Here is a 17700-nt window from a genome sequence, read left to right on the forward strand (position 1 = left end):
GATCTCGTCAGCTATTTATGACGGAGCTCAAGGACTTTTCCCGGCTTCCACGCCACGTGGCCATCATCATGGATGGCAACAACCGCTGGGCCAAGGCGCGCAACCTGCCCAGCGTCGCCGGCCACAAGGCGGGGGTGGAAGCAGTGCGCGCAGTCGTCGACGGCTGCGCCCGCTACGGCGTCGAAGCGTTGACCCTCTTTGCCTTCAGCAGTGAGAACTGGCGGCGTCCCCCGGGCGAAGTGTCAGGGCTGATGGAGCTGTTCATGTTGGCGCTCAAGCGTGAGGTCAAAAAGCTCCATAAAAACAATATACGCCTGAGGCTGATCGGTGAACGCAGCCGGTTCAGCGAAAGCTTGCAGGGCAAGATTGCCGAGGCCGAGGCCCTGACTCGCGGCAACACCGGCCTCACCCTCAACATCGCAGCCAACTACGGCGGCCAGTGGGATATTGCCCAGGCCGCTGAAACCCTCGCCCGCCGGGTTCAGGCCGGGCAGTTGCGACCGGAAGAGATCACTCCCGAGGCGCTCGAGGCTGAGCTTTCCACCGCCGGCCAGCCCCTGCCGGACCTCTGTATCCGTACCGGGGGTGAGCAGCGGATCAGCAACTTCCTGTTGTGGCAGTTTGCCTACGCCGAGCTTTATTTCTCCCCGGTATACTGGCCCGACTTCGATCGTGGCGAGCTGGAAAAGGCGTTTGCTGCCTTCAGTGGGCGGCAGCGCCGTTTCGGCAAGACCAGCGAGCAGATCGAGGCTGAGGAGACACATGCTTAAAACCCGCTTAATCACGGCGGGCTTGATCGCACCGCTCTTTCTGGCCGGGGTGTTCCTGTTGCCGCAGGCCGGCTTTCAACTCTTTATCGCGCTGATCGTCGCGCTGGGAAGCTGGGAGTGGGCCAACCTGGCCGGCGTGCGCAGTCTGCCGGGGAGGGCTCTCTTTGTACTACTGATCCAGCTGCTGCTGCTGCCCCTGGTGCTCTGGGGCGACCTGTTGACACCGGGTGTTCTCCTGCTTGCCGGACTGTTCTGGCTGCTGGCCCTCTACTGGGTGCGAACGTACCCGGATACCAGTGGCAATTGGAGCGGCGTGGCGGCGCGACTGGTGATGGGAGGGCTGGTGCTGGTGCCCACCTGGGGCGCGCTGGTGGCGCTCAAGGGAACCCCGTCGGCCCACCCGCTGATCCTGCTGCTGTTGCTGCTGGTCTGGGGGGCGGATGTCGGGGCCTACTTTGCCGGGCGGCAGTGGGGGCAGAGAAAAATGGCGCCGCGGGTCAGTCCCGGAAAGACCCTCGCGGGTCTCTATGGGGGGCTCACATCCAGCTTGCTAATAGCCCTTCTGTGGGGGCTTTACTGGCAGCTTTCGGTGGCGACACTGGCGGCTGTGATGGGGGTCTGTCTGGTGACCGCACTGGCCTCCGTGCTGGGGGACCTTCTGGAGAGCATGCTCAAGCGCCACCGTGGCATCAAAGACAGCGGCCGGGTTCTGCCCGGGCATGGCGGTATCATGGATCGCATCGATAGCCTCACGGCGGCCGCCCCTCTCTTCGCCTTGGGAACCTGGCTCTGCGGGCTGGAGTCTGTTGTAACGGCATAACCACGGGACACCGCGCATCATGGGTTTTCTGCAGACGGTAGTGGCGGCCATTGTCACCCTGGGCATTCTGGTCACCATTCACGAATACGGGCACTTCTGGGTTGCCCGCCGCTTCGGGGTCAAAGTCCTACGTTTTTCCATCGGCTTCGGTAAAGGGTTGTATCGCTGGTACGACCGCCGGGGCACCGAGTACGTGATCGCCGCCATCCCCCTGGGGGGGTATGTGAAAATGCTCGACGAGCGGGAAGCGCCGGTGGCGCCCGCCGAGCAGGATCAGGCTTTTAACCGCAAGTCGGTCGGGCAGCGGATCGCGATCGTCGCTGCGGGTCCTGTGGTGAACCTTCTGTTTGCCGCTTTTGCTTATTGGTTGCTGTTTGTCTCGGGTGTCACCACGGTGACGCCGGTGGTCGGGGCGGTGCAACCCCAGTCGCCCGCGGCCGCGGCCGGACTGCGGGTAGGGGAGGAGGTCGTTGAGGTTGACGGTCACGCCACGCGCAGCTGGGAAGAGGTGAGTCTGCGCCTGGCGGCGCGCATTGGCGAGAGCGGCGAGCTGCGCCTGCGCACCCGGGAGGTCGAAGGCGGCGGTGAGCAGCGCTACCGGCTGATGTTGAACGAATGGCAGGTGGACGAGGAGCAGGGGCCGCTGGCCAGCCTCGGCATCATCCCCTGGCGCCCCGCTCTGGAGCCGCGCATCGGCCAGGTCGCCGAGCAGGGGCGGGCCGCCGCCGCCGGTCTGCAACCGGGAGATCTGGTACGTAGCATCAACGCAGAACCGGTAACCGACTGGGTTGAGTTGGTGAAGCGGGTTCAGGCGCACCCCGAGGCGTCTCTGACGCTGGTCCTGGAGCGCCAGGGGGAACCGCTGGAGCTGGTGGTGACGCCGGCGGCCCGCACGGACGAGAGCGGGCGCCGCTATGGCTACATCGGTGCCGGTGTCGCACCGGTGGAGTGGCCCGCAGCGATGCAGCGCGAGATCCGTTACGGACTCTTTGAGGCGGTTCCGGCGGCAGTTGCCAAAAGCTATCAGATGATCACCCTGATCCTTGAGTCGATTGGCAAAATGATCCAAGGGGCCATCTCGGTAAAAAACTTGAGTGGCCCTATCACGATTGCTAAAGTGGCGGGGGCTTCGGCGGAGTCGGGGCTGGAGAGCTTTCTTAATTTCCTGGCCTACCTCAGTATCAGTCTGGGGGTCCTGAACTTGCTGCCCATTCCCATGCTGGATGGCGGGCATCTGCTCTATTACCTGATTGAGGCTGCGCGAGGACGACCGGTTTCCGAGCGGGTGCAGATACTGGGCCTGAAAATTGGTATGGCGCTGCTGCTGTCACTGATGTTGATGGCGCTCTATAACGACCTGGCGCGCCTCTAGGAGCGGGGGCGCCGCTCCGGCTTTGCATTCACTGTTAATTTTGAGTCTGTAACCTGAATGAGACGTAGACTGGCCCTGCTCTGGATTCTCCTGTTGCTTCCCTTGGCTGCACTGGCCGACAGCTTCAAAGTAAACGATATCCGCATCGACGGTTTGCAGCGGATCGATCTGGGCACCGTTTTTGCCGCCTTTCCCGTGGATGTGGGCGAAACCGTGGATGAGTTTCGCCTCAGCAAGGCGGCGCGGGCGCTTTTTGCCACCGGTTATTTCAACGATATCCGCCTCGCCCGGGACGGTAACGTCCTTATCGTCAAGGTTCAGGAGCGTCCTGCTCTCAGTAAGATCGAGATAGAAGGCAACGACGTTATCGAAACCGATAAGCTTCTGGACGGGCTGAAGAATCTGGGTCTGGCAGAGGGTGAGGTGTTTCAGCGCGCCACCCTGGAGCGGATCCGCCTGGAGCTGCTGCGCCTGTATGCCGGCCAGGGCCGTTACGGCGCCCAGGTGGACGCCGAGATCGAGTCCCTGCCGGAGAACCGGGTCGGCTTGACCATCCGCATCCGCGAAGGTGAGCCGGCGGCAATCCAGCACATCAATATCGTCGGTAACACCGCCTTTGATGATGAGACCCTCGCTGGCCTCTTCACCTTGAAAACCCCCAGCTTCTGGTCTTTCTTCGGCGATGACAGCAAGTACTCCCGGGAGAAGCTCAGTGGCGATCTGGAACGGCTGCGGTCCTACTACCTGGATCGTGGCTATATCAACTTCGCCATCGATTCTACCCAGGTCTCCCTGACCCCCGATCGCAAGCACGTGTATATCACCATCAATGTCAGTGAAGGGGAGCGTTTCCGGTTTGCCGGCTTTGAACTGGCCGGTGATCTGGTTCTGCCCCGCGAGGAGCTGCAGTCCCAGGTCGAACTGGAGTCGGGAGCGATCTTCTCGCGGCGAGCTATGGTGGCCTCCGCCACGCAGCTCACCCGAAGACTCGGTAACGAAGGATACCTGCAGGCCAACGTCAACCCGGTGCCGGATGTGGACGAGGCCCAGCGTACGGTGGCTATCACGTTCTTTATCAACCCGGGACGGCGTATTTACGTACGGAGGATCAACTTCCGCGGCAACACCAACAGTGCCGACGAGGTCTTGCGCCGTGAGATGCGCCAGATGGAGGCGGCCTGGGCCTCTACCGAACTGATGGAAACTTCCAAGCGGCGCCTGGAACGGCTGGGCTACTTTGCCTCGGTTAACCTGGAGACCTCTGCAGTGCCGGGCACCGAGGACCAGATCGATCTTGAGTACAGCGTCGAGGAGCAGCTCTCAGGCCACCTGTCGGCCAGTATCGGTTTCTCCCAGGAGAGCGGTTTGCTGTTGGGTGCCAATGTCTCGCAGAAGAATTTCCTCGGTACCGGCAAGCAGGTGTCCGTCGCCGTCAACAACAGCCGTACCGATACCGAGTACAGCTTCAGTTTTACCGACCCCTACCACACCGTCGATGGAGTCAGTCGCGGCTTCGATCTGTACTACCGCAAGCAGGACTTCGAAGAGGGCGATACCAGCGATTACAGCACCGATACCTACGGCGGCGGAATGAGCTTTGGCTATCCCATCGACGAGCACCAGCGGCTGCGTTTCGGCTGGGGGCTCAGTCATCTCTCCGTCAGCCTGGGTAACGATATTCCCCAGGAGATCAGCGACTTCGTCGATGCCGAAGGTGATGAGTACAACCAGTTGAACCTCACCGCGTCCTGGAGCGACAACCATCTCAACAAGGGATTGATGGCTACCGACGGCTACTCCCAGTCTCTCAGCCTGGAGCTGGGGGCGCCCGGCAGCGACCTTAACTTCTGGAAGCTGCGTTACCGCGGCCAGCGCTATTTTCCCCTGACCGGCGACTGGGTGCTGAGTCTCAGGACCGAGCTGGGCTACGCTGATAGCATGGGGAATACCTCCGAGCTGCCTTTCTTTGAACATTTCTACGCCGGTGGCTTCAACTCGGTGCGGGGCTTTAAGAGCAACTCCCTGGGGCCGCGGGCGAATAACCTCGGGCGCGATCCGTTGGGCGGCAATGCCCTGGTCGAGGGGAGCATGGAGCTGATCTTTCCTTTCCCCTTTGTCGAAGATCCCGGCGGCCTGCGCTCGCTGCTCTATCTCGACGTGGGGAGCGTATTTGATACCAGTTGCCTGTCCAGCAACCCTAACTGCGATAGCGGGATCGCGCTGGATGAGATGAGTGCGTCGGTGGGGGTGGGGGTTTCCTGGCTCACCTTCGTCGGACCGCTCTCGTTCTCCTACGCAGTGCCGGTGATTGAGCAGGACGACGACGAGACCGAGGCTTTCCAGTTTGCGCTGGGCCGAAGCTTCTAAGCTGTAGTCTTTCACACAAGGGATAAGGAGAGAACCGATGAAAGCGATCAAGAACACTGTGCTGGCGCTGTGCCTGCTGCCTGTCGCGGCCTGGGGGGAAACCATCGCCGTGCTGGATATCGAGAGCGCGATCCGCGCCTCCAAGCCCGCGGACGAGTTCCGCCAGCAGCTGAACGAGGAGTTCAGCACCGAGCAGGCACAACTGCGGCAGCTGCAGGAGCAGGGTAACGCCCTGCAGGAAAAGGCCCAGAAGGAGGCGGACTTTCTCAGCGAGGAGGAGCGCCAGCGGCTGATGGGGGATATTCAGGCCAAGTACCAGGAGTTCCAGCAGCTGAGCAACCGGCTCAAGCAGCGCTCCCAGCAGCGCGAGCAGGCGTTTCTGGAGCAGCTGCGGCCCCAGGTGGAGGCGATTCTGCAGAAGATGGTCGATGACCAGGATATCGACGTTATTCTCAACAAAAAAGCGCTGGTTTACGCCAAGCCGGACCTGGACCTGACCCAGGCGGTGGTCGATAAACTGAACCAGCAGTAGGTCATGACGCAGGCTTATTCGCTGGGCGAGATTGCGGCGTTTCTGGGGGCGACCCTGGCGGGGGATGGGGAGCGCCGGGTGTCCGGGTTGCAAACCCTTGCCGCTGCGCAGCCCGATCAGGTCAGCTTTCTCGCCAATCCCAAATACCGCCGGGAGCTGGCCTCGACGCAGGCTGCGGCGGTGATCCTTCATCCTTCGCAAGTTGATGCTTGTCCGGTGCCGACGCTGGCCCTTGACAATCCCTACCTCGGTTATGCGCGGCTCTCCGCCTGGTTTGACCCGCGACCGCAGGCGGTACCCGGAATTCACGCTACGGCGGTTGTTCACGAGCGGGCGCAGGTGGATGCGAGCGCTTCGGTAGGCCCCGGCGCGGTTATCGAGGCGGATGTCCGGGTGGCGGCGGGGGCCTCTATTGGTCCTCACTGCGTGCTTGGCGCAGGCTCGGTCATCGGTCGTGATACGCGGCTGGCGGCGCGCGTGACCCTCTATCATGGCGTGAGGATCGGCGCACGCTGTGTCATTCACAGCGGTGCCGTGATCGGCGCCGACGGTTTCGGCTTTGCCAACGACCAAGGCCACTGGCACAAAATCGCCCAAATTGGCGGTGTGGTCATCGGCGATGACGTGGAGGTCGGGGCCGGTACCACCATCGACCGAGGCGCGCTGGAAGACACCGTCATTGGCGACGGGGTCAAACTGGATAACCAAATTCAGGTGGCTCACAATTGTCGGATAGGGGAAAACAGCGCGATTGCCGGTTGTGCTGGCTTGGCCGGAAGCTCTAAAATAGGCCGGCGCTGCACCATCGGTGGCGGAGCCGGCATTGCCGGGCACCTGGAACTGGCCGATGACGTGCATGTCAGCGCCATGACGCTAGTGACCAAATCGCTGCAAAAGCCGGGTGTTTACTCCTCCGGCACTGGCCTCTCCCCGCATCAGCAGTGGAAGAAGAACGTCGTGCGCTTCCGTCAGCTCGATCAGCTGGCGGCCCGAGTCGCCGCATTGGAAAAGTCGGCGAATGACAAGAGTAAGGGTTAAAGTTTAATGATGGATGTAAAGGAAATACGGGAATACCTGCCGCACCGCTACCCCTTCCTGCTGGTGGACCGAGTCACCGAACTGAATATCGGTAAATCGATTGTCGCCTATAAAAACGTGACGGTGAACGAACCGTTTTTTAACGGCCATTTTCCGGACCACCCGGTGATGCCCGGGGTGCTGATTATCGAAGCCATGGCGCAGGCGGCCGGCGTGCTCGGCTTTAAAACCATGGATAAGAAGCCCGAAGACGGCTCCATTTATTACTTTGTCGGCTCTGACAAGCTGCGGTTCAAGCGCCCGGTAGTGCCCGGTGATCGCCTGCAGTTGGAGGCCGAAATCGTCTCCGAGAAGCGCGGGATCTGGAAATTTGAATGCAAGGCCACCGTGGACGGTGAGCTGGCAAGCTCGGCAACCATCCTCTGCGCCGACAGGAAGGTCTGATCTTGATCGACAGTCGAGCCATAATCGATCCCGGCGCCAAGATCGCCGATGACGTGGAAATCGGCCCCTGGACGCTGATCGGACCTGATGTTGAAATCGGGGCCGGCACCCGTATTGCTTCCCATGTCGTGGTCAAGGGGCCCTGCCGGATCGGGCGCAATAACCGAATTTTTCAGTTCGCGACCATCGGCGAAGAGTGCCAGGACAAGAAGTACCGGGGCGAGCCCACGGTGCTCGAGATCGGCGACGACAACATTATCCGCGAGGGCTGCACACTGCACCGGGGTACCGTGCAGGACCAGGGGCTGACCCGGGTGGGTAGCCATAACCTGCTGATGGCCTACGTGCACGTGGCCCACGACTGTTTGGTGGGTGATCACACGGTGCTGGCCAACAACGTCGCCCTGGCCGGGCACGTTCAGGTGGGAGACCACGCCATTTTGGGCGGCTTTACCGCCGTGCATCAGTTCTGCCATATCGGCGCCCATGTTATGTGCGGTGCCGGTTCCGTGGTGCTGCAGGATATTCCCAGCTTTGTGCTCGCCAATGGCAACACCGCCAAGCCCCACGGTATCAATGCCGAGGGGCTGCGCCGGCGCGGTTTTTCCAGTGATGCGGTGCGTGCCATCAAGCGCGCTTACCGGTTGATTTACCGGCAGGGGTTGAAGCTGGACGAAGCCCGTCAGAAAGTGGCCGAGCTGGCAAAGCAGCACCCCGAACTCCTCACCCTGACCGACTTCCTGGCCCATTCCAGCCGCGGCATTATCCGCTGAGTTCATGCGCATCGGTATCGTTGCCGGTGAGGCGTCCGGCGATATCTTAGGAGCCGGGCTGATGCGCGCGCTGCGCGTCCAAGTGCCGGATGCGCGCTTTGAGGGTATCGGCGGGCCGCTCATGCTCGCCGAGGGCTTCGACAGTCGCTTTCCCATGGAGCGCCTCTCGGTGATGGGGCTGGTGGAGGTGTTGGGCCGCCTGCCTGAGCTGCTGGGCATCCGCCGGCGCCTGCGTCGCCACTGGCTGGCCAATCCGCCGGATCTTTTCATCGGCATCGACGCCCCCGATTTCAACCTGAGCCTCGAGCGCCAATTGCGCCTCGCGGGGATTCCCACCGCCCATTACGTCAGCCCCTCGGTCTGGGCCTGGCGCGAAAAACGGGTGATCAAGATCGCCAAGGCGGTGGACCTGATGCTGTGTCTGCTTCCCTTCGAACCGCCTTTTTACGCCAACGCCGGCGTGGAGGCCCGCTTCGTGGGGCACCCCCTGGCCGATGCGCTTCCGCTTGAGCCGGATCCCGCCTCGGCGCTGAATGCCCTGGGACTGGCGCCGGGCGTGACCCGGGTGGCGCTCCTGCCCGGCAGCCGGGGGGGGGAGGTGGAGCGACTGGCGCCTTTGTTTATCGAGGCGGCGAGACTCTGTCACACCGTGCGCCCCGAGCTGGAGTTTTTGCTGCCAGCGGCCAATGCAAGCCGCCGGCAGCAGTTGCAGCCCCTGGTCGATGCAGCGGGGTTGCCGATTCGGCTGGTCGACGGTCATTCCCGCGACTGTATGCTGGCCAGCGACGCGGTGCTGCTGGCATCCGGAACGGCTGCCCTGGAGGGTATGCTACTCAAACGGCCGATGGTGGTGGCCTACAAGCTGGCCCCGCTCAGTTATCGGATTATCTCCCGCATGGTGAAGGTGCCCTACGTCTCCCTGCCCAACCTGCTGGCCGATGAGATGCTGATCCCGGAGTTGATCCAGAATGACGCCACCCCGGAGCGGCTTAGTCAGGCGCTGCTTGAGCAGCTGCAGCCGGCACGGCAGGCCGAGCTGCAGGGGCGTTTTGAAGCGCTGCACCGCCAGCTTCGATGTGACGCCAGTGCTCAGAGTGCGGCCCAGGTGCTGGCCTTGGTGAAACGCCGGCAAGAGGAGGCCTGATGCAGACGGAAGCCCTCTGCTTCTACCAGGGAGATCTGCTGGCCGGCGTTGACGAGGTGGGTCGAGGCCCGCTGTTCGGGGCCGTGGTGACTGCGGCTGTGATTCTTGATCCGGCTCGGCCGATCGAAGGCTTGGCGGATTCAAAGCGGCTTAGCGAGGCGGCCCGAGAGGCGCTGGCCGAGCAGATCAAGGAAAAAGCGTTGGCCTGGAGTCTGGGGCGTGCCGAGGTGGAGGAGATCGACCGGATCAACATACTCCAGGCGACCCTCGTTGCCATGCAGCGGGCCGTTGCCGGCCTGGCGGTGGCGCCAGAATATGTGTTGGTGGACGGCAACCGGTGTCCGCAGCTCCCCTGTCCCGCCGAGCCCGTGGTCAAGGGAGACGGGCGGGTTCCGGCAATCAGCGCCGCCTCCATTCTCGCCAAGGTAGCCCGCGACCGGGAAGTGATCGCCCTGGATAGACAGTATCCCGGCTACGGTCTGGCTCAGCACAAGGGTTACGGTACCGCCAAGCATCTGGAGGCGTTGCGACGCCTGGGTCCCACGCCGCAGCATCGGCGCTCGTTCGCACCGGTGCGAGCCCTTCTCAGTCCAGAGCCAAAGTAGCAACACGCCCTTTTTAGGGGGCTTTTAAGAAGTCAGCGGCCTCTCGGGCGGGTATAATTTCCGGCTTCTGTTTTTGTTTCTCAACCGCCGAGCCTGATCATGACCGCTGCTTCCTTTGTTCATCTTCGCGTCCACTCCGAATATTCGCTGGTCGACGGTCTGGTGCGGGTCAAACCGCTGGTCAAGGCGGCGGCCGAGGCGGGCATGCCGGCGGTGGCGCTCACCGACCAGGCCAATTTCTATGCCCTGATCAAATTCTACGGTGCCGCCATGGGGGCGGGCGTTAAACCCATTTGCGGTACTGACCTCTGGGTGGAAAACCGCGCCAACCCTCAGGAGCCGCCCACCCGCATGACCCTGCTGGTGAGCAGCGGTCGCGGTTACCGCAACCTGACCGAGCTGATTGCCCGCGCCTACCAGGAAGGGCAGGGAATCCTGGCGGAGAAAGCGCTGGTCAAGCCCGAGTGGATTCGGGAGAAGGCGGACGGCCTGATCGCCCTCTCGGGAGCCAAGGAGGGGGAGATCGGCGAGGCGCTGCTGGCTGAGAAGCCTGAGCTTGCGCGGTCGCTGCTGGACGAGTGGATGGCGGTCTTTCCCGGGCGCTTCTACCTGGAGCTGCAGCGCACCGGTCGCCCCAATGACGAGGAGTGCCTGCATGCCTCCCTGGCGCTGGCGGCACAGACCGGTTGTCCGGTGGTGGCCACCAACGACGTGATGTTCATGCGTCCGGAGGAGTTTGAAGCCCACGAGGCGCGGGTCTGTATCAACCAGGGCCGGGTGCTGGACGACCCCCGGCGTCCCCGGGATTACAGCGAGCAGCAGTGCTTCCGCTCCGCCGAGGAGATGGTGGCGCTGTTCAGCGACATTCCCGAGGCCATCGAGAACACCCTGGAGATCGCCAAGCGCTGCAATATCGAGGTGGAGATGGGCAAGTACTACCTGCCCAACTACCCTATCCCGGAAGGGATGACCATGGACGAGTTCTTTATCGATATCTCCCGGCGTGGGCTCGATGAGCGCCTGGAGACGATTCTCGACAAGAACGACCCCGAATACGCTGCCAAGCGTAAGGTCTATGACGACCGCCTCGACTTCGAGCTCAAGATCATCATCGAGATGGGCTTTCCCGGCTATTTCCTGATCGTGATGGACTTCATCCAGTGGGCCAAGGATAACGGTGTGCCGGTGGGGCCGGGACGGGGCTCGGGGGCGGGCTCCCTGGTGGCGTACGCGCAGAAGATCACCGACCTGGATCCCCTGGAATACGACCTGCTGTTCGAGCGCTTTCTCAACCCCGAGCGGGTCTCCATGCCCGACTTCGATATCGACTTCTGCATGGAGAACCGGGATAAGGTGATCGACTACGTGGCCGAGACCTACGGCCGCGACGCGGTTTCCCAGATCATCACCTTCGGCACCATGGCGGCCAAGGCGGTGGTGCGCGACGTGGCCCGGGTGCAGGGCAAGCCCTTCGGTTTGGCCGATAAGCTCTCCAAGCTGATCCCCTTCGAAGTGGGCATGACCCTCTCCAAGGCGCTGGAGCAGGAGCCGGCCCTGGTGGAGTTCCTGGACACCAGCGAGGAGGCCCAGGAGATCTGGGAGATGGCGGTGCAGCTCGAGGGGGTGACCCGGGGCGTGGGCAAGCACGCAGGCGGGGTGGTGATCGCCCCGACGCGGCTCACCGACTTCGCGCCGCTCTTTTGCGACGAGGAGGGGAGCGGGCTGGTGACCCAGTTCGACAAGAACGACGTCGAGGCCGCGGGCCTGGTGAAGTTCGACTTCCTGGGGCTGCGGACCCTGACCATTATCGACTGGGCCCTGGACACCATTCACCGGCAGCAGAAGAAGGCCGGTGAGGCGCTGCTGGACATCGCCCAGATCGAGCTGGAAGACCCCAGGGTCTACGAGATGCTGAAGAAGGGCGATACCACGGCGGTGTTCCAGCTCGAATCCAGCGGCATGAAAGACCTGATGAAGCGACTGCTCCCCAGCCGCTTTGAGGACATCGTGGCCCTGGTGGCGCTGTTCCGCCCCGGCCCTCTGGGCTCGGGCATGGTGGACGACTTCATCAACCGTAAGCACGGCCGTGCCGAGCTGGCCTACCCCCACCCAGATTACCAGTACATGCCCCTGCAGCCGGTGCTGGAGCCCACCTACGGGGTGGTGCTCTACCAGGAGCAGGTCATGCAGATCGCCCAGGTGATGGCCGGCTACACTCTGGGGGGCGCCGACATGCTGCGCCGGGCCATGGGTAAGAAAAAGCCCGAGGAGATGGCCAAGCAGCGGGCCATCTTCCTGGAAGGGTGCAAGGGCAACGATATCGACCCAAGCCTGGCGGGGAATATCTTCGACCTGGTGGAGAAGTTCGCCGGCTACGGTTTCAACAAGTCGCACTCCGCCGCCTACGCCCTGGTCTCCTACCAGACCGCCTGGCTCAAGGTCTATCATCCTGCCTCCTTTATGGCGGCGGTGATGTCCTCGGACATGCAGAACACCGACAAGGTGGTGATCTTTATCGAGGAGTGCCGCACCATGGGGCTGCCGCTGGTGCTGCCCGACGTTAACAGCGGCGAGTACATGTTTACCGTCAACGACGCCGGCGAGATCGTCTACGGCCTCGGCGCCGTCAAGGGGGTCGGCGAGGGGCCCATCGAGGCCATCGTTCGAGCCCGCGCCGAAGGTGGTCCCTTCACCGATATCTTCGACTTCTGCAAGCGGGTCGGAGGCAAGAACATCAACAAGCGGGTGCTTGAAGCCCTGGTGCGCTGCGGCGCCCTGGACAAGATCGGCCCCAGCCGCGGCGTGCTGTTTGCCGCCATCCCCGATGCAGTCAAGGCGGCCGATCAGAACGCCCGTAACCAGGACAGCGGCATGTTCGACCTGTTCGGCGAAGTGTCGGTGGCGGATGTGGCGGTGGGGAATGTCTATGACACCTACACCGGCATCGTGGAGTGGACCGACAAGGAGCGCCTCGGGGGAGAGAAAGACACCCTCGGACTTTATGTCACCGGCCACCCCATCGACGAATACGAGCATGAACTGCGCCGCTTCGTGCCCAACCGCCTGGTGGATCTCAAGCCCGCCCGGGGACAGCAGCAGAAGATGGCGGGGCTGGTGATCGACCTGCGCCTGCGCAAGACCAAGCGCGGCGACACCCTGGCCATCGTGACGCTGGACGACCGCAGCGCCCGGCTCGAGGTGACCCTGTTTGGCGAACTGTATGACCAGTATCGGGATTTGATCGTCAAAGACCAGGTGCTGGTCCTGGAAGGGGAGGTCTCGTTTGACGAGTATTCCCAGCAGATGAAGGTGCGCGGCAGCCGGGTGCTGGATATCGCCAGCGCCCGCCAGCAATACGCCCGCTACCTGCAGGTGGGCATCGAGCAGGGCGGCGGCCGTCTGGTGGAGCAGCTGCAAGGGTGGCTGCAGGAGCACCGCAGCCAGGGGGTGAACGTCCGCCTTCACTACCGCCGGGATGACGCCGAGGGCTGCCTGATGCTGGGCGAGCAGTGGCAGGTGCGGGTCTGTGACGAGTTGCTGCTGAAGCTGCGCCGCCTTTACGGCGATGAGCAGGTGCAGCTTGTCTACCCGTCCTAGGGGCGTCGCGTCATTGGCATCCCCCCGGTACACGGGTTAAACTCTGGCATATTTTTTGGCCTGCCCCTTGCTCTGTTAGGCAGGCGAACCGTTCTGGGACCCGAGACACATGAACCCCAATTATCTGGATTTTGAACAACCCATCGCCGAGCTGGAAGCCAAGATCGAAGAGCTGCGCTTGGTTGGTGAGGACAGCGAAATCAATATCAGTGACGAGATCGAGCGTCTGCAGCAGAAGAATGTGGCGCTGACCGAGCAGGTTTTCAGCGATCTCAGTGCCTGGCAGGTGGCGCAGGTTGCTCGCCACCCCCAGCGTCCGTATACCCTCGACTACGTCAAGCACATGATCGAGGATTTTGACGAGCTGCACGGGGACCGTCACTTCGCGGACGATGCCGCCATCGTGGGCGGTATTGGTCGCCTGGAAGGGCAGCCGGTGATGGTAATCGGTCACCAGAAGGGCCGTGAAGTGAAGGAAAAGGTGCGCCGCAACTTTGGCATGCCGCGCCCGGAGGGGTATCGCAAGGCGCTGCGCCTGATGGAGATGGCCGAGCGCTTCAAGATGCCCATCATCACCTTTATCGACACGCCCGGCGCCTACCCCGGCATCGACGCCGAGGAGCGCGGCCAGAGCGAGGCCATTGCCTACAACCTGGCGGTGATGTCGCGTTTGAAGACGCCGATCATCTCCACCGTGGTGGGTGAGGGCGGCTCCGGCGGGGCGCTGGCGATCGGCGTCTGCGATCAGTTGCTGATGCTGCAGTACGGCACCTACTCGGTGATCTCGCCCGAGGGCTGTGCGTCCATTCTCTGGAAAAGCGCTGAGCGTGCCTCCGACGCGGCCAAGGCCATGGGCATCACCTCCGGGCGGCTGCACGAGCTGGGCCTGGTCGACAAAGTCGTTCCCGAACCTCTGGGCGGCGCCCACCGGGACGTGCCGCTGATGGCGGCAAGTCTGAAGCAGCAACTGATCGAGACCCTGGATCAGCTGCAGGCGCTCTCCATGGACGAGCTCCTGCAAAAACGCTACGACCGGCTGATGTCCTACGGCATTGCCTGATCTGTGGCCCCGGCGCTTCGTCGGGGCTTCTCTCCTCTCATGATTCCCACCGTCGCCGACCTTCAGCAGCAGCTGCAAGGGCTCGGTGATCTGTCCGGCGTCTGGGTCGCCTACAGCGGCGGCCTCGACTCCCAGGTGCTGCTGCACCTGGCGGCGGGCGCCTGCGCGGCGCGCCGGCTGCCGCTCAGGGCTCTTCATATCCACCACGGTCTTCACCCCGCGGCCGATTGCTGGCAGGCCCACTGCGAAGCGCAGTGCCGGGTGCTGGGCGTTCCTTTGACCACGGTGCGGGTGGAGGTGGCGGCGCAGGGCAGTACGGAGGCCCAGGCCCGCGAGGCACGTTATCGTGCGTTCGAGGAGCGGTTGGGAGACGGCGAGCTCCTGTTGATGGCCCACCACGCCGACGATCAGTTGGAGACCTTGCTGCTGCGCCTGCTGCGTGGTGCCGGCGTGCGCGGGCTGGCAGCGATGCCGGCCCAGCGTTCCCTGGGTGACGGCCGGCTGCTGCGGCCGTTGCTCGCCTGGACGCGGCAGCAGCTGGAAACCTACGCCCGGCAGCACCGGCTGTGCTGGGTGGAAGATCCCAGCAATCGAGAGACCGACTATGACCGCAACTACCTGCGCCAGGAGGTGGTGCCGCAGTTACGCGCCCGCTGGCCGGCGGTGGCGACGCTGGCGAGTCGCAGCGCCGCGCTTTGTGCAGAGAGCGAGGCGCTGCTGCAGGCGCTGGCCGAGGAGGATCTGGCCTGTGCTCAAGCCCCCTTGGGCGGACTTTGCCTGGCAGGAATCCTCTCCCTGAGCCGGGGGCGGCAGAAGCTGCTCCTGCGCAGCTGGATTGAGCAGCAGGGGGTTCGCCTGCCAACGGCCGCGCTGCTGGCGCGGATTCTCGACGAGGTGGTGCCGGCCCGGCCCGATGCCGAGCCGCTGTTGCAATGGGATGGGATAGAGCTGCGCCGCTACCAGGGTGCGCTCTACCTCAAGTCCCCCTGGCCGGCCCCTCCGGATACGCCCCGGGCCTGGCAGCCAGAGCGTGCGCTGGAAACCCCGGCAGGCACGCTTCGGGCCGAGCCTACCCTGGCGGGTGGCTTCGGCTGGCCCCCGGGGGCGACCCTGGCGGTAGCTTATCGGCGCGGGGGAGAGCGGCTGCGCCTGCCTGGCCGCGAGGGAAGCCGGGCGCTGAAGAAGTTGCTGCAGGCGGCGGCGGTGCCGCCCTGGCTGCGGGACTGGCTGCCGCTGATCTATGTCGACGGGACCCTGGCCGCGGTGGCCGACCTCTGGATCTGCGAGGGCTTTCAGGCCGGGCCCGGGACCCCGTCCGTGCGGCTGCAGTGGCAGCCGCGACCGATTCTGGCGACGGGGTGATTGTTGATTGTCGTTGCCGAGCCAATCTGCTACTCTGTAGCCCCATCTCGGGGTGCTCGCACCTCCCCCAAATAGCTACTGTTTTTCGCATCTGCGCAGGTTCCGAATGACGCATTTTATCTTCGTCACGGGCGGTGTTGTGTCCTCATTGGGCAAAGGCATCGCTTCCGCCTCTTTGGCTGCCATTCTTGAAGCCCGTGGCCTGAAGGTCACCATGCTCAAGCTCGACCCTTACATCAACGTGGATCCGGGCACCATGAGCCCGTTCCAGCACGGCGAGGTGTTCGTCACCGAAGATGGCGCCGAGACTGACCTGGACCTGGGCCACTACGAGCGCTTTATCCGTACCACTATGACCCGCCGCAACAACTTCACCACCGGGCGGGTCTACGAGGAGGTGCTGCGCAAGGAGCGTCGTGGTGACTACCTCGGCGGTACTGTGCAGGTGATCCCTCACATTACTGACGAAATCAAGCGCCGGGTGATCGACGGCGCCGGTGACGCCGATATCGCCCTGGTGGAAATCGGCGGCACGGTAGGCGACATCGAGTCCCTGCCGTTTATGGAGGCCGTGCGCCAGCTGCGGGCCGAACTGGGCTCTTCCCGCGCCCTGTTCATGCACCTGGTGCTGGTGCCTTACATCGCCACTGCCGGCGAGACCAAGACCAAGCCCGCACAGCACTCGGTGAAGGAGCTGCGTTCCATCGGTATTCAGCCTGATATCCTGGTGTGCCGCTCCGACCACGAGATCGACGCATCGCACCGTCGCAAGCTGTCCCTGTTCACCAACGTGGAGGAGCGGGCGGTCATTCCGCTGCAGGACGCCAGCACCATCTACCGGATTCCGCGCATGCTGCACGAGCAGGGGCTGGACGAGATCATCGTCGACAAGTTCCGCCTCGAGTGCCAGAGCGCCGACCTTTCCGAGTGGGATGCGGTGGTGGATGCCAAGCTCAACCCCCACAAGGAAGTCACCATCGCCATGGTGGGTAAGTACATGGAGCTGCTGGATGCCTACAAGTCGCTGATCGAGGCGATGACCCATGCCGGCATCAAGAATCGCACCAAGGTCAACCTGCGCTACATCGACTCCGAGGATATCGAGCGCCACGGCACCGAGCGCCTGGCCGACGTGGACGCCATCCTGGTGCCCGGCGGCTTCGGTGAGCGCGGTGTCGAGGGTAAGATCGAAACCGTCCGTTATGCCCGTGAGAACAAGGTGCCTTACCTGGGTATCTGCCTCGGGATGCAGGTGGCGGTGATCGAATACGCCCGCAACGTGGCGGGTCTTGAGGGCGCCAACAGCACCGAATTCGGCAATGACTGCGCGCATCCGGTGGTGGGGCTGATCACCGAGTGGACCACCAGTGATGGCGATGTCGAGGTGCGGGACGAAGACACCGACCTGGGCGGCACTATGCGTCTGGGCGGGCAGGAGTGCCGCCTGACCCCGGACTCCACGGCGCACGGTTGCTACGGCCAAGATGTGATCGTGGAGCGGCACCGCCACCGTTACGAGGTCAACAACAACTACCTGGAGCCGCTCGAAGCCGCAGGCCTGCGTATCGCCGGGCGCTCTATCGACGGCGCCCTGGTGGAAGTGGTGGAGGCTCCCGACCATCCCTGGTTCGTGGCCTGCCAGTTTCACCCGGAATTTACCTCCACCCCCCGGGACGGTCACGGCCTGTTCTCCGGGTTCGTCAAGGCGGCACTGGAAAACGCCGGCAAGTAAAAAGAGATTTTGTGCAGACAGCCGGCTTGCCGGCTGTCACTGTCTTTGGTCCTCGGCACAAAGACCAGAACTGGATTTCAATGC

14 protein-coding genes are annotated in these 17700 nt (G+C 63.3%); all 14 read left to right on the plus strand.

Features of this window, described 5'->3' with window-relative positions; genetic code table 11:
• Positions 1-17: 17 nt before the first annotated feature.
• The 14 genes from uppS to JGZ97_RS06290 all read left to right on the plus strand — a co-directional run bounded on the left by uppS (position 18) and on the right by JGZ97_RS06290 (position 17616).
• The gene (uppS, locus tag JGZ97_RS06225) at positions 18-770 is read left to right on the plus strand and encodes a polyprenyl diphosphate synthase (protein ID WP_207061748.1); all 753 of its coding nucleotides are present in this window, start codon (positions 18-20) and stop codon (positions 768-770) included.
• The gene (locus JGZ97_RS06230; RefSeq protein ID WP_207061749.1) at positions 763-1590 is read left to right on the plus strand and encodes a phosphatidate cytidylyltransferase; all 828 of its coding nucleotides are present in this window, start codon (positions 763-765) and stop codon (positions 1588-1590) included. Before uppS ends, JGZ97_RS06230 begins: the two co-directional genes overlap by 8 nt.
• A gap of 19 nt (positions 1591-1609) precedes the next feature.
• Complete coding sequence (rseP, locus tag JGZ97_RS06235) at positions 1610-2962, plus strand: sigma E protease regulator RseP (protein WP_207061750.1); 1353 nt, start codon at positions 1610-1612, stop codon at positions 2960-2962.
• A gap of 57 nt (positions 2963-3019) precedes the next feature.
• Positions 3020-5329 (plus strand): outer membrane protein assembly factor BamA, encoded by a 2310-nt coding sequence (gene bamA / locus JGZ97_RS06240; protein WP_207061751.1) that lies wholly within the window; start codon positions 3020-3022, stop codon positions 5327-5329.
• Between the two features lie 37 nt (positions 5330-5366).
• Positions 5367-5861, plus strand: coding sequence for an OmpH family outer membrane protein (locus JGZ97_RS06245; protein WP_207061752.1), 495 nt, complete (start codon positions 5367-5369; stop codon positions 5859-5861).
• 3 nt (positions 5862-5864) lie between these two features.
• Positions 5865-6899 carry a UDP-3-O-(3-hydroxymyristoyl)glucosamine N-acyltransferase gene (gene lpxD, locus JGZ97_RS06250; protein WP_207061753.1) on the plus strand — a complete coding sequence of 345 codons (1035 nt, stop codon included), beginning with the start codon at positions 5865-5867 and terminating at the stop codon, positions 6897-6899.
• A 6-nt stretch (positions 6900-6905) separates the two neighbouring features.
• Positions 6906-7343: a 3-hydroxyacyl-ACP dehydratase FabZ gene (gene fabZ / locus JGZ97_RS06255; protein WP_207061754.1), complete on the plus strand. Its 438-nt coding sequence runs from the start codon at positions 6906-6908 to the stop codon at positions 7341-7343.
• Positions 7344-7345: 2 nt separating this feature from the next.
• Entirely contained in the window at positions 7346-8116 is a 771-nt protein-coding gene (gene lpxA / locus JGZ97_RS06260; protein WP_207061755.1) for an acyl-ACP--UDP-N-acetylglucosamine O-acyltransferase, read from the plus strand.
• A 4-nt stretch (positions 8117-8120) separates the two neighbouring features.
• Positions 8121-9260, plus strand: a complete 1140-nt coding sequence (gene lpxB / locus JGZ97_RS06265) for a lipid-A-disaccharide synthase (protein WP_207061756.1) — start codon at positions 8121-8123, stop codon at positions 9258-9260.
• Complete coding sequence (gene rnhB / locus JGZ97_RS06270; protein WP_207061757.1) at positions 9260-9865, plus strand: ribonuclease HII; 606 nt, start codon at positions 9260-9262, stop codon at positions 9863-9865. The genes lpxB and rnhB overlap by 1 nt, the downstream gene beginning before the upstream one ends.
• Positions 9866-9964: 99 nt before the next feature.
• Complete coding sequence (gene dnaE, locus JGZ97_RS06275) at positions 9965-13462, plus strand: DNA polymerase III subunit alpha (RefSeq protein WP_207061758.1); 3498 nt, start codon at positions 9965-9967, stop codon at positions 13460-13462.
• Between the two features lie 109 nt (positions 13463-13571).
• Positions 13572-14522 (plus strand): acetyl-CoA carboxylase carboxyl transferase subunit alpha, encoded by a 951-nt coding sequence (gene accA, locus JGZ97_RS06280; RefSeq protein WP_207061759.1) that lies wholly within the window; start codon positions 13572-13574, stop codon positions 14520-14522.
• 39 nt (positions 14523-14561) lie between these two features.
• Positions 14562-15884 carry a tRNA lysidine(34) synthetase TilS gene (gene tilS, locus JGZ97_RS06285; RefSeq protein ID WP_207061760.1) on the plus strand — a complete coding sequence of 441 codons (1323 nt, stop codon included), beginning with the start codon at positions 14562-14564 and terminating at the stop codon, positions 15882-15884.
• Positions 15885-15990: 106 nt separating this feature from the next.
• Positions 15991-17616: a CTP synthase gene (locus JGZ97_RS06290; protein WP_207061761.1), complete on the plus strand. Its 1626-nt coding sequence runs from the start codon at positions 15991-15993 to the stop codon at positions 17614-17616.
• The last annotated feature ends 84 nt before the right edge of the window (positions 17617-17700 follow it).

This window comes from Motiliproteus sp. SC1-56, from assembly GCF_017309075.1.
Lineage (GTDB): Bacteria > Pseudomonadota > Gammaproteobacteria > Pseudomonadales > Balneatricaceae > Motiliproteus.